This window comes from Roseburia porci (assembly GCF_009695765.1).
GTDB classification, from domain to species: Bacteria; Bacillota; Clostridia; order Lachnospirales; family Lachnospiraceae; genus Roseburia; species Roseburia porci.
In genome coordinates this window covers 59758-73255 of sequence record NZ_VUNI01000016.1, presented here as the reverse complement: position 1 = coordinate 73255, position 13498 = coordinate 59758, and the positions used below count along the sequence as shown (strand labels likewise).

At 42.1% G+C, this 13498-nt stretch carries 11 protein-coding genes; all 11 read right to left on the bottom strand.

The genetic code is table 11. The features are described from left to right. Positions 1–148 precede the first annotated feature (148 nt). A complete protein-coding gene (locus tag FYJ75_RS09935; protein WP_154430290.1) occupies positions 149–793 on the bottom strand; it encodes an endonuclease III domain-containing protein in 645 nt (214 codons plus the stop codon). 200 nt (positions 794–993) lie between these two features. Continuing rightward, on the bottom strand, positions 994–2172 hold the full coding sequence (locus FYJ75_RS09930; protein WP_154430289.1) for a phosphoribosylaminoimidazolecarboxamide formyltransferase: 1179 nt from the start codon (positions 2170–2172) through the stop codon (positions 994–996). A gap of 47 nt (positions 2173–2219) precedes the next feature. Continuing rightward, positions 2220–2933 carry an IMP cyclohydrolase gene (locus FYJ75_RS09925; RefSeq protein ID WP_154430288.1) on the bottom strand — a complete coding sequence of 238 codons (714 nt, stop codon included), beginning with the start codon at positions 2931–2933 and terminating at the stop codon, positions 2220–2222. 190 nt (positions 2934–3123) lie between these two features. After that, entirely contained in the window at positions 3124–4488 is a 1365-nt protein-coding gene (locus FYJ75_RS09920; RefSeq protein WP_154430287.1) for a PFL family protein, read from the bottom strand. A gap of 29 nt (positions 4489–4517) precedes the next feature. After that, the gene (locus tag FYJ75_RS09915) at positions 4518–4802 is read right to left on the bottom strand and encodes an ACT domain-containing protein (RefSeq protein ID WP_154430286.1); all 285 of its coding nucleotides are present in this window, start codon (positions 4800–4802) and stop codon (positions 4518–4520) included. Between the two features lie 15 nt (positions 4803–4817). Beyond that, positions 4818–5621 (bottom strand): MBL fold metallo-hydrolase, encoded by an 804-nt coding sequence (locus FYJ75_RS09910; RefSeq protein WP_154430285.1) that lies wholly within the window; start codon positions 5619–5621, stop codon positions 4818–4820. A gap of 1 nt (position 5622) precedes the next feature. Continuing rightward, positions 5623–7860, bottom strand: coding sequence for a pilus assembly protein PilM (pilM, locus tag FYJ75_RS09905; RefSeq protein ID WP_154430284.1), 2238 nt, complete (start codon positions 7858–7860; stop codon positions 5623–5625). Positions 7861–7865: 5 nt separating this feature from the next. Beyond that, the gene (coaE, locus tag FYJ75_RS09900; protein ID WP_154430283.1) at positions 7866–8459 is read right to left on the bottom strand and encodes a dephospho-CoA kinase; all 594 of its coding nucleotides are present in this window, start codon (positions 8457–8459) and stop codon (positions 7866–7868) included. A 10-nt stretch (positions 8460–8469) separates the two neighbouring features. Then, positions 8470–11220 carry a DNA polymerase I gene (polA, locus tag FYJ75_RS09895; RefSeq protein WP_154430282.1) on the bottom strand — a complete coding sequence of 917 codons (2751 nt, stop codon included), beginning with the start codon at positions 11218–11220 and terminating at the stop codon, positions 8470–8472. A gap of 18 nt (positions 11221–11238) precedes the next feature. After that, positions 11239–13029, bottom strand: a complete 1791-nt coding sequence (locus tag FYJ75_RS09890; RefSeq protein WP_154430281.1) for an aminopeptidase P family protein — start codon at positions 13027–13029, stop codon at positions 11239–11241. Position 13030: 1 nt separating this feature from the next. Beyond that, positions 13031–13492: an acyl-CoA thioesterase gene (locus tag FYJ75_RS09885; RefSeq protein WP_154430280.1), complete on the bottom strand. Its 462-nt coding sequence runs from the start codon at positions 13490–13492 to the stop codon at positions 13031–13033. Between the last annotated feature and the right edge of the window lie 6 nt (positions 13493–13498).

Genomic DNA, 13498 nt, shown 5'->3' with positions numbered 1-13498 from the left:
ATGATGTTGTTCCTGTTACCTGATTAGGTGTTGTGTATATATTCAATTTTTAAAACCGACTGCTTAGGCGGTTTATTTGCTATGCTCTTTATTTTTAGGCTGTCCTCTGCTTGTTTGTTTCAAACTTACGACTCCTGTATTTTTGTTTTTACTTTTGTTGTGACTGGTAATACCGACACACATCTGCCAGGCAGCAGATCTCACAATGCGGTATGGTTCTTGCCGTACAGACTTCTCTTCCATGATCGACAAATCTGTGGCACAGTGCGTTTCCTTCTTCCGGTGGAATGATCTTTCGAAGTGCCATCTCCACCTGCTTTGGATCTTTTAGATTATCCACAAGTCCGATCCGGTTACTCAGACGGATGCAGTGTGTATCTGTTACAATTGCAGGTTTTCCATAGACATCACCAAGAATCAGATTCGCACTTTTCCTGCCAACACCCGGAAGCTTTAACAACTCCTCCATCGTGTCCGGAACCTCATAATGATACTCTTCTCGCAGCATGCGCATACATGCACTGATGTCCCTTGCTTTGCTTTTTCCAAGGCCACATGGTCTTATAATCTGTTCAATGTCTTCCGGCTGTGCATCTGCCAGTGCATCCACATCCGGATAAACCTTATACAAATCTTCCACCACAACATTAACTCTCGCATCGGTACACTGTGCTGCAAGGCGCACACTGACCAGAAGTTTCCATGCCTGATCATAATCCAATGTACAATCGGAATCCGGATATGCCTTTTTTAATCTTTGAATTACCTCTAATGCTCTCTGTTTTTTTGTCATATTCATTCCTCTTTATCGTCACCTCTTTTGTCTGAGAGGGGTATTCTTTTCGTATCATTCCTAATTATATACTACTATTTTCCCAAATCAACTGCATTTATGTACTAAATTTCATCCAATCCTGGCAATTACTTCCCTATAAAATAAAAAGCAGTTTCCGTATCTCAGGAAACTGCTTGACTCTTTTGTTTGGTTGTTCATTAATGATGGAACAGACGAATTCCAGTAAAACTCATAACCATTCCATATTTATTGCAGGTATCGATTACATGATCATCACGGATCGATCCACCTGGCTCTGCAACATAAGATACGCCACTCTTATGCGCGCGTTCAATGTTGTCTCCGAATGGGAAGAACGCATCTGATCCAAGTGCAACACCGGTATTTTTATCCAGCCATGCTCTCTTTTCTTCTGCTGTGAAAACTGCAGGTTTTACTTTAAAGATCTTCTGCCATTCTCCTTCTGCGAGAACGTCCATATAATCTTCTCCCATATAAAGGTCGATCGCATTGTCTCTGTCTGCACGACGGATTCCGTCTACAAACTGAAGACCAAGAACCTGTGGAGACTGACGCAGCCACCAGTTATCTGCCTTTGATCCTGCAAGACGTGTACAGTGGATTCGGGACTGCTGACCAGCTCCGATACCAATTGCCTGTCCGCCTTTTACATAACATACGGAATTTGACTGTGTATATTTTAATGTGATCATTGCAATTGCAAGATCAATCTTAGCCTGATCCGGAAGTTCTTTATTCTCTGTTACGATATTGTCAAAGAACTTATCATCTATGTTCAGTTCATTTCTTCCCTGCTCAAAAGTAATACCAAATACCTGTTTTCTTTCGATTGGAGCCGGCTCATAAGCTGGATCAATCTCGATCACACAGTAATTGCCTTTCTTTTTTGCTTTTAAAATCTCAAGAGCTTCTTCTGTATAACCTGGTGCAATCACACCGTCAGATACTTCTCTTTTGATTACAAGTGCTGTTTCTTTATCACATACATCGGATAAAGAAATAAAATCACCAAATGATGACATACGGTCAGCGCCTCTTGCTCTGATATACGCATTTGCAAGCGGAGTGAACTCAATGTCCAGATCATCTACCCAGTAGATCTTTTTCTCAACATCGCTGAGTGGAAGTCCTACTGCTGCGCCTGCCGGTGATACATGTTTAAATGAAGTAGCTGCCGGAAGACCGGTTGCTTTCTTTAATTCACGAACGAGCTGCCATCCATTAAATGCATCTAAAAAATTGATATATCCGGCTCTTCCGTTTAATACCTTGATTGGAAGTTCTCCGTTCTCCATATAGATTCTGGAAGGTTTCTGATTTGGGTTACATCCGTATTTTAATTCATATTCCTGCATGATTTCTGCTCCTATTCCACTTTTCTATTGAATATCCTGTCAAAGATTTATTTATTCTTGTTAATAATTCTGGATTCGTATTTACCAGTCTCAATATCAATATATCTTACAAACAGGGAAACCTTATTGTCCTCATCCAGGTTCTCCCATACAAGTTTTGCAAATGTATCAATATCTCCATCGATATCCACACATACCGGTTCTCCTTCAAAGCTTGGAAGTGGATTACCGTCTCCCATATAAGTATGAATAAAACGTCCCTCTCCAGCCTGAGGATTCTCATATGCAAAAGTATACCGGTTGCAGCTGTCCGGATTACCGTTATTGCTCTTTAAAATAGACATTGCATAATTGAATTTTCCTTCTTCAATATGCATAATTCCGGAAATACGTGGTGTATAATTTGGCGCATCCGGCTCAAATTCACGTGTTCTGAGTGCCTGTTCAAAAGTCTGCTGTTTGTCCATAAGATCATAAATGGTATCTGTCTGATCTCCGTTTGTTACGATCGTTTTATTTCCAAGTACACGAACCGGTGCATAAATGATCAGACTTGGATCACTTAATTTTGATGGATCAAATGCCTGTGTACGGATGCCTTCTCCGTCTTCCACAAATACTCGATTACGGCTGTTCTCACTTCTTCCCATAATAAAATATGCAGTCACTGCTGATTTGCCATCTTTGGATCTTCCAATTACAATTCCTCTTCCAGGATAGGAAGTTGCTGATAACTCATCTTTTAAAGACATCTTTTTCATTTTAATTACCTCTCGTAAACTTAATTATCAATTACATGTTTCATTGTAACATGACAAAATTTGATTTACAATGTGCCAGGCGCTATTAGCCTTATGAAATTATTTACTCAGTCATATTAGTTTCACTAATAAATAACAAAAACAGCCTTTGCTCTTAAAAAGCAAAGACTGTTTTTTAACTTCTGATCAATTAGTTTTTAAAGCTGTGAATTGGAGCCGGGATTCTTCCTCCACGGTTTACGAATGCTTCACAGGAATATGGATTTACCGGCATAACCGGTGCATAACCGAATAATCCGCCAAATTCAACTTTATCCCCTACGGTCTTACCGATTGCAGGGATCAGACGGGCTGCTGTTGTTTTCTGGTTTACCATTCCGATTGCCATTTCATCTGCGATCATTCCGGAAATTGTGGTAGCTTTTGTATCTCCAGGAATTGCGATCATGTCAAGTCCGACAGAACATACACAAGTCATGGCTTCAAGCTTCTCAAGGCTGATTGCTCCTGCTTCTACTGCATTGATCATTCCCTGATCCTCGCTGACTGGAATAAATGCTCCGCTTAATCCGCCAACATAAGAGGATGCCATAACGCCACCCTTTTTCACCTGATCATTTAACATGGCAAGTGCAGCAGTTGTTCCAGGTGCGCCTGCATATTCCAGTCCACACTCACAGAGAATATCTGCAACACTGTCGCCGATTGCTGGTGTTGGTGCAAGCGACAGATCTACGATACCAAATGGAATATTCATCATCTTTGATGCTTCCTGTGCAACAAGCTGACCAACTCTGGTTACCTTGAATGCTGTCTTTTTGATTGTCTCGCAAAGAACTTCAAAATTCTCTCCACGAACCTTCTCTAATGCAGTTTTTACAACACCAGGTCCGCTGACACCGACATTGATAATTGCATCTGCTTCTGTTACTCCATGGAATGCCCCCGCCATAAATGGGTTGTCATCCGGAGCATTACAAAATACAACAAGCTTCATGCAGTCCGCAGAATCATTATCTTTCGAAATCTCTGCGGTCTGAAGGATAATATCTCCCATAAGTCTTACCGCATCCATATTAATACCTGTCTTTGTAGATGCGAGGTTGACAGAACTACATACTCTCTCCGTGTTGTGAAGTGCCTGAGGAATCGAACGGATCAGCATTTCGTCTGCTTTTGTCATACCCTTTGATACCAGGGCAGAATAACCACCGATTAAGTTTACACCTACTGCTTTTGCAGCGCGGTCCATTGTTGCTGCAATCGTTGTGAAATCTTCCGGTGTCTTACATGCAGATCCTCCCACCAGAGCAATTGGTGTAACGGAAATTCTTTTATTTACGATTGGAATCGAATAGCTTTTCTCGATTTTTTCGCCTGTTGCTACAAGATCCTTCGCAACAGTTGTAATTTTGTTATAAATATTCTGATTCAGACGATCAAGATCAGAATCAATACAATCCAAAAGGCTGATACCAAGTGTAATTGTTCTTACATCCAGGTTCTCCTTTTCGATCATTTCATTGGTTTCCTGTACTTCCCAGCTGTTAATCATTATTTGCTTTCCTCCATGTTAAGATCTGATTAGATACGATGCATTTTTTCGAAGATTTCTTCTCTCTGGCATTTGATTGAAACACCAATTTCTTCTCCCAATGTATCCATCTCTCCGGAAATGTCTGCAAAATGTTTCTTTGCGGAAGCCATATCAACGATCATCATCATGTTAAAATAACCGGAAACGATTGTCTGTGAAATGTCTAACACATTTACACCATTGTCTGCCAGATAGGTGCATACACGTGCAATGATACCTACGGTATCTTTACCAACTACTGTAATGATTGCTTTGTCCATTGTTTTTTCCATAATAATCTCCTTTTACTATTCTGCACGGATAATCGGGGAAACCGCATCCCTCTTTGCAACATACATTGGGAAATCATCTGCCCGGTATGGGTTATCTCCCTGTGTTACTTCCAGACGCACTGTCTCATAAGCCAGCTCCTCGTAATTGTTTTCCTTACTCAGATGTCCCAACATAATTGTGCCAAATTTATCATGAAGAAGCTGGCCAAGCAGCTGGCCGCTCCGTTCATTCGATAGATGTCCCCTGTCTCCAAGGATTCTTTGTTTTAACGGGTATGGATAGGATCCTACCTGAAGCATATGTATATCATGATTTGCCTCTAACAGAAGCGCATCCAGATTCTGCAGTTTATCAATGATCTTCTGGTCATAATTACCAAGATCTGTCACTACAGCCATGGTGTGTCTGCTTTCCGAGACTTTGTAAGCGACCGGTTCTGCCGCATCATGTGAGATTGCGATCGGATCAACTTCCAGATCTCCAATCTTAAAATTCTCATCTTCATGGATTTCATGAAAAAGCTCATGGTCTATTTTACCAACTGATTTTGTATTTTTAATTGCTCCAATGGTTCCAGGAGTTGCATAGATAGGCAAACCATAACGCCTTGCCATAACCCCGAGCCCCGCAATGTGATCAATATGCTCATGTGTCACCATAATTCCGTCCAGCTCATCTGCTTTCAGACCAATGGCATTCAGACCATTTTCAATACGCTTTCCGCTGATTCCTGCATCAATCAGGACGTGGTGATCATCAGAGCCTACGCAGATACAGTTTCCACTGCTTCCACTTGCAATACTGCATAACTCTAACATCTTACTTCTCTTCCCAATATACTTCAATCTGATCCCCGGTATGAAGTGTCGCCATGTATGGAGCTTCCGCACCATTCAGTCTGGTGACTATGGATCTTCCTCTTCCGTCATTCAGATTAAAATCTATTTTATCAAATATATCTACAAAAATATAGGATTCTTTTCCGGTCATCTGAACCGGCTCATGATTTACATATACGGTAATGCCATCAGAAGCCGGCAGAACCTCTGCCCCTTCGTCTTTTGTTTCTTCTGTTTTGACAGGTTTTTCATGCTCTCCGAATTCGGCTTCAAGGCGCTGCAGTTCCGCTTCCATCGCATTATTGACATCTGGCTCTGCGATATCGTTTTTAACCGGTTCTGCCTCCTGCTCCGTGTCATGATTCTCCTGTTCGGTATCTTCCAAAACTGCTTCCTGTTCTTCCTGCACCGGTTCTTCATCCACATAAATATCTTCCGAATAGGTGCGCCCATAAGATAAAACAGTCCAGTCGATGGAAAAATTCTCATATACAAGAGAATTCATATCTGCCACACGGTTATTCACAAGAATCTGATAATCCTGATTTACTTCAATATCCATAAATTCAGCTACCTGCTCTACCGTATAGAAACTCCGTGTCTCAATCTGGTCGCCCTCTTTAATCTCATACGATTCCGGCTCCAGATTGCCATTGACTTCCACAAATTTCGGACAGATAATATGTTTTCCGTTTACGGTAAAAGCAATGGTAGACGAGGTATATTCCTCTAACTGGCTGATCTTATAGCTTGCAGCGTCTCCTGCCGTCGAAGGCTCGATCGTAACCTCACAATTCGGTTCAAGCTTTGTATTGATATTCGCCGGTCTTCCATTCATTGTCACAATGGCCGGCTCTCCCGCTTCGCCTCTGACGATTCTGGCATTTCCGTTTACCATAAAATTAATCGGAACGCCACGCTTTGGAAACAGCTGATCATTCGGGAATCCTGCCTGAAGTGCTGCATCCACAATCGTCAGTCTGTTGTTATCATATAATTTTAACCGCTCTCCGTTAAAACGGACCATAATAAAATTATTTTTCTGGTCATAGTAATTGAGACAGATACCGATTGGCGTCACAAGGAGCGGATCCTTCCTGATTCCAGGCTGTTCAAAAGTAACTTCTTTTAAGACTTCCTCTCCTCTTAAAGCGACACGTTCCTTTGGAAGTTCCAAAAACTCTGCGAGTTTATCGGTAAATCCATGAATCTTACCACCGCCGCCTACAACAAAGATCGCACTGACTGGCTGGTCTCCGTTCAGTTCACGGATTTTGCCGGCAACTTCATTTGCGATCTTCTCCGTAACCGGTGCTGTAACATCCCACACCTCCTGCGAAGAGATTGTATGGGAAATACTCATAATATCTTCATACGTAATCTCCTCACCGGTTGTAGAAGCAAGTTTCATGGCTTCTGCCGTATTAAAATCCACAAGGTAATGCTGCACAATCAGTTCGGTCAGTTCATCGCCTGCATATGGAATCATTCCGTATGCAATAATACTGCCATCGCGTGTAATCGAAATATCGGATGTTCCTGCCCCGACATCGACAAGCGCGATATTTAACATACGATAGCTTTCCGGAATTGCTACATCAATTGCAGCAATTGGCTCGAGTGTCATATTTGCAACATTTAATCCGGCCTGTGTCACTGCTGCATACAATCCGTCTACAACGTCCTCCGGAAGGAATGTAACAATAATATCCTCACCGATCTTGTCTGCCTTATGTCCGACGATCTGAATAAATACCTCATCATTTAAAAATGATTTCACTACAGAATATCCGACACAGTAGAAATGATATTTGGTATCATTCTGTTCTTTTAAGATTTCCTGGGCTTTTTCAATACCAAGCAGATCCAGTGTATGCACATCTTCATCGGTAATTACCGATTCTTCCGGATATTCATACTCCACGTGTGTCGTGATTGTCTTTAACACACGGCCGGCAGCAGCAATACATACTTCCTTCAGTGGATGCCCGATCTGCCTTTCCAGATCTTCTTTGACTGCTTCAATTGTTCTTGCTACACGTCCGATATCATGGATCTGTCCATCGAGCATAGCCCTTGTTTCATGTTCTTTCGAATACTGTGCTGTAACGATAAACTCTCCCTCTTCCGTGCGATAGCCTACCGTTCCCACAACATTTCTTGTTCCAATATCCAATCCAAATACCAGTGTATCCTGGTCTTTTTGTACATCACTCATCGGCCTTATCCCCTCAAAGCTTTCTCAATCTGTAAATATGTGTCATCCAGTCCGCTGTTATTGTCGATGACCACCCTACAATGTCTGCGGTATTCCTCTTCTTTCAGCTGACTGGCGAATATTCCATCGATTTTCTCGTCTGAATATCCTCTTGATTCTTTCAGACGACTTCTTCGATTCTCCTCACTTGTATAAATATACCAGAGTTCATCACAAATTTCATCATAATGTTCTTCAATTAAAAGAGCTGCCTCCAGAAACAGGCAGGATAACTGTCCTTTTTCCCTCTCAATCCGGTATTGTTCCTCCACGTATTCCTTTACCGCCGGATGGACGATCCCGTTCATCTTCTCACGTTTTTTTTCATCTGAAAAAATTACGAAAGCCAGCTTTCCCCTGTCAAATTCTCCCGATGCATCTAAAATATCAGCATTCTTAAATGCAGCAAGGATCTTATCATAACAGGAAGTCCCCTTTTTCATCAGCTCATGTGCAATCTCATCCGCAAGCATTACCCGTATATCCGGTTTCTGATCCAGATAAGAAAGAATTGCTGATTTTCCGGCTCCAACTCCACCTGTGATTCCTATAAACTTCATGGCTTACTCCTTAATGTGCTTCATACCAGTTTTCACCGGATTCTGTATCAATTTCCAGACATACTGCAAGATCTGCAGCTCCCTGCATTTCCTCAGCAAGAATTTTCTCCACCTGTTCCTTCTCTTCTTTGTATGTCTCGACCAGCAGTTCGTCATGTACCTGAAGAAGCAGTCTGGATCTGCAATTTTCTTTCATCAGTCTGTCATGCACACGGATCATGGCAATCTTGATAATGTCTGCTGCGGTTCCCTGAATCGGTGAATTCATTGCCACCCGTTCTCCAAATGATCTTTGCATAAAATTGCTGGATGAAAGTTCCGGAACCGGTCTTCTTCTTCCAAATAATGTTGTTGTATACCCTTTTTCTTTTGCATCCTTTACCGTCTGATCTAAAAATTCTTTGATTTTCGGATAGGTTGCAAAATAACGTTCAATGTACTCTGCCGCTTCTTTTCTGCTGATACTGAGATCCTGACTGAGTCCGAAAGAACTGATTCCGTATACGATTCCAAAATTAACAGCCTTCGCATTCCTTCTCTGAAGAGGTGTGACCTCATCAAACGGAATATGAAATACCTGTGAAGCAGTAATCCTGTGAATGTCCGAATGCTGTCTGTATGCATCGATCAGCTGTCTGTCACCTGACATGGATGCCAGAACACGGAGTTCAATCTGTGAATAATCAGAATCCACAAACAGGAAATCTTTTTCCGGATGAAAAACTCTGCGGATCTCTTTGCCAAGTTCGATTCGAATCGGTATATTCTGTAAATTTGGTTCCGTGCTGCTCAGTCGCCCGGTCGCTGTTATCGTCTGATTAAATGTTGTATGGATCTTTCCGTCATCCGCAATACAGTTTGCAAGCCCATCTGCATAGGTGGATTTCAGCTTTGTAAGCTGTCTGTAAGAAAGAATATCCGATACGATTGGATATTCCGGAGCAAGTTTTTCTAAAACCTCCGCTGATGTAGAATATCCGGTTTTTGTCTTTTTGGCATTCGGAAGCTGTAATTTTTCAAAAAGGATTACTCCAAGCTGTTTCGGTGAATTGATATTGAACTGTTCACCAGCCTTCTCATAAATCTGATGTTCCAGCACCGAAATAGACTCTGCAAGCTTGCTTCCATACTCTTTTAAAGCCTGTGCATCAATGGAAATTCCCTGCTTTTCCATATCAGAAAGTACAAACACCAGTGGCATCTCTATATTCTGATACAACTCCCACATTCCCTGATCTTTTAATTCTTTTTCAAGGATTTCTGATGCTTTCCATGCGGTGTATACATCATAACATAACGGTTTTGCCGCAGTATTTTCATCTTCTTCAAGCATCTGTTCAAAAGATTTCTTTCCAAACAGCTCTGCTTTAGATGGAAGCATCATTCCGAGATACTCACTTGCAATATCTTCATATGGATATTCGCCCTTCAGCGGGTTTAATAGATATGCAGCAATTCCGGTATCCATATATCCCTTTCGCATATCCAGATAATGATTCCATTCCTCTTCTGTTCCAATTGAACCTGCGGGCTGACAATATTGCAGTTCCGCTTTCAGATCCGATGAGATCCGTCTGGAAGCCTTTGCATTCTGCCATGCATCGATAAGGAATTCACTTGTGATTCCCTGACCTGTCAGGAACAGATAAATATCCTCTTCTCCAAAAGCCAGTGTCATACCGGATAAAACTTCCTTTTTTCCGGTCTCAAACAGACTCATCTGTCCACCTGGTTCTGTCTGAAGTTTCTCTTTTTTCTTTCCGCTTTCTGCCGGTATCAGATGAAAAGCCAGACTTTTTCCACCTGCTTTTTTCCAGATCTTTTCCGCCAGTTTCTGATCTTTCACGATCTGAAACTGCTCCTCCACATTGATTGTCGGAGAATCCAGCTGAAATCTTCCGAGAAGATTTTTGAATTCCAGCCGCTTGCAAAGCACATAGGCATCTTCCGTATAAAGTTCCTGAATGTCCGAAAGCTCTGCCTGATCAAACGAGTATTCAACATCTGCATCTGTGATGATCGTTGCAAGTGTCTTACTCATAACCGCCTGATCCCAGAATTCCACGATATTTTTGGAAGCTCTTGGAGGTTTCACTTCATCTGCATGTTCATAAACTGCTTCAATACTTCCATACTGCGCAATCAGTGCCGTCGCTGTCTTTTCTCCAATTCCGGGAACTCCTGGAATATTATCCGAGGTATCTCCCATCAGTGCTTTCACATCAATAAATTCTTTCGGAGTGACCAGATAGCGTTCCTTTACATCTTTCGCGTAGTAATTCTCAATCTCAGTTCCAGTCTTTTTCGTCTTTGGAATGCGGATCTGAACATGCTCTGTAGCCAGCTGTAACAGGTCTCTGTCTCCCGAGATCACAGAGACTTCCATTCCTTCCTGTTCACCTCTGCAGGAAAGTGTTCCAAGCACATCATCGGCCTCAAACCCTTCCTTTTCTACAATACAGATTCCCATTGCCCGGAGCATTTCCTTCATAAGTGGAACCTGCTCTTTTAACTCAGGTGCCATTGGCTTCCTTGTTCCTTTGTAGCCGTCAAACATCTTATGTCGGAAAGTCGGTGCTGACAGGTCAAAAGCAACCGTGAGATAATCCGGTTTTTCTTCTTCCAGAATACGGAACATAATATTTAAAAATCCATACACAGCATTTGTGTGCACTCCTTCCGCGTTTGTCAGATCCGGAAGTCCGAAAAACGCCCGGTTTAATATGCTATGTCCATCGATCAGCACCAGTTTCTTACTCATTTCTTTAATACCTTTCTACTAAATGGCTCTTGTATAAACCTTCAGCCATTCTCTTTCTTCCTCATTCAGATATGGGGATACCACACGATAAACGTTCGCATGATAATCATTCAACCGCTGTTTTTCAACAGAAGTCATCTGTTTTGGATCGATCGCATCCAGATCGATCGGCACATATGTAATGTTCTCAAAATACATAAACTGTCCATACTCATTCTTCTCGCCCTTGCGGCACACAAGTTCGTTTTCTGTACGGATACCATATTTGCCTTCAATATAGATTCCAGGCTCATCTGTTGTGATCATGCCCTCTTCCAGTACTGCACTGTCATTTCTTTCAGCCACAGTTCTCCAGCGGAATCCATTTGGACCTTCATGGACATTCAGTACATAACCAACTCCATGTCCGGTTCCATGTTTGAAATCCAGTCCAAGATCCCATAATGGTCCTCTTGCAAGTATGTCCAGATTCTGACCGGTACATCCATACAGGAAGCGTGCATTTGCAAGATTCATATTTGAACGGCAGATCAGAGTGAAGTCTCTTCGCATTTCATCCGTGATTGGTCCAAGTGCGAAAGTTCTTGTGATATCAGTTGTTCCCTCTTTATAATGTCCACCGGAATCAACAAGTAACAGACCTTCCGGCTTTAACTCCTTGTCACTCTCCGGTGTTGCGGAATAATGGCAGATTGCTCCATGCTCGGAATATCCTGAAATTGTTCCAAAACTCAGATCTAAAAAGCCTTCCTGTTCTGCTCTTAAATCTGCAAGATAATCGGACACCGAAATCTCTGTCATCGGAATCTTTCCAATATTATTTTTCAGCCAATACATAAATTTGCACATTGCAACTGCGTCCTTTACGTGTGCGTTTCTTGTATTGTCCACTTCCACTTTATTCTTGATTGCTTTCATCAATACCGTTGGCTCGATTTCATCAAGGATTGTGCAGGAAGTCGGAATGCTGCTGCAGATGCGGTAATTGACTGTTGCAGCATTCATAAGGATCGTCGAATCATCTGCAATCTGAGGAATATAATCATAAAACGCCTCATACGGCTGGACTTCAACCTGATTCTCCTTTAAATACTCTTTCACTTCCTCAGAAAGTGCGGATTCCTGAACAAACCAGATGCATTTTTCCCGGGAAAGTGCCAGATAGGATAACACGACCGGTACATAGCTGATATCATTGCCTCTCACATTTAAAAGCCATGCGATATCATATAAAGAAGTTAAAAGATGCAGATCGGCACCCTTTTTCTCCATGACCTTCCGTACATCTGCGATCTTGTCCTTTGTGCTTTTTCCAGAATACTTTTCTTCCAGAATACGGACCGGCTCCGCAGAAAGCTGCGGTCTGTCCTTCCAGATCAGATCAACAAGATCTTCCTTTACATATAAAGAACCGTGTTTCTTATCTGCGATCGCCTTCAGCTGAGCACCCCAGGCGCCATTTACAACTCTTCCGTCAAAACCGATGCACTCTTTCTCCTGTAATACCTGCTCAACGTATTCATTCACCGTTGGAACACCTTCTTCACCCACGCGAAACAGTTTCACCGTAGTTCCTTTCAGCTGTTCGCCAGCCTGGACAAAATATCTTCCATCCGTCCAGAGTCCGGCCTCCTTCATGGTAATCACTGCAGTTCCGGCAGATCCACTAAAGCCGGTAATAAACTTTCTTGCCTTAAAGTGTTCGCCTACATATTCTGATTCATGGAAATCGGCTGTTGGTACAATATATACCGCAATATTTCTTTTTGCCATTTCCTCTCTTAACTGTTGTAATCTTTCAGGTATCATATTAATCTTCCTTCATTTCAAAAAATTTCGTATCAAGTTCCGGATAGGTCCGTTTCAGCGAGATCGGTTTGCCGGAACGATTCAAAAAGCAATGTGAACTTCTCGCTGTTGTTCTGAGTTCTCCCGTCTCTTTATCTGTCATACGATACTCTACTTCCATCTTGATTCCATTGTATTTGGTAAGTCTTGTCTGGATTACCACCGTATCGTCAAAATGAACCATACTGCGATATTCCACTTCAATGGAAAGAACCGGACTGATGATCTCCATTTCTTCCATCTGTTTATAATTGAGACCGATCTGATCCATCAGATCCATTCTCGCTTCCTCCATCCATTTTACATAATTGGAGTGATGGATGATTCCCATCTGATCCGTTTCGTAATACTGTGCGCGATGCTCGTAAGGGCGGATTTTTAAATTTTCCGGCGCACAATTGACCTGTAATTCATTTCTAGACATTCAAAA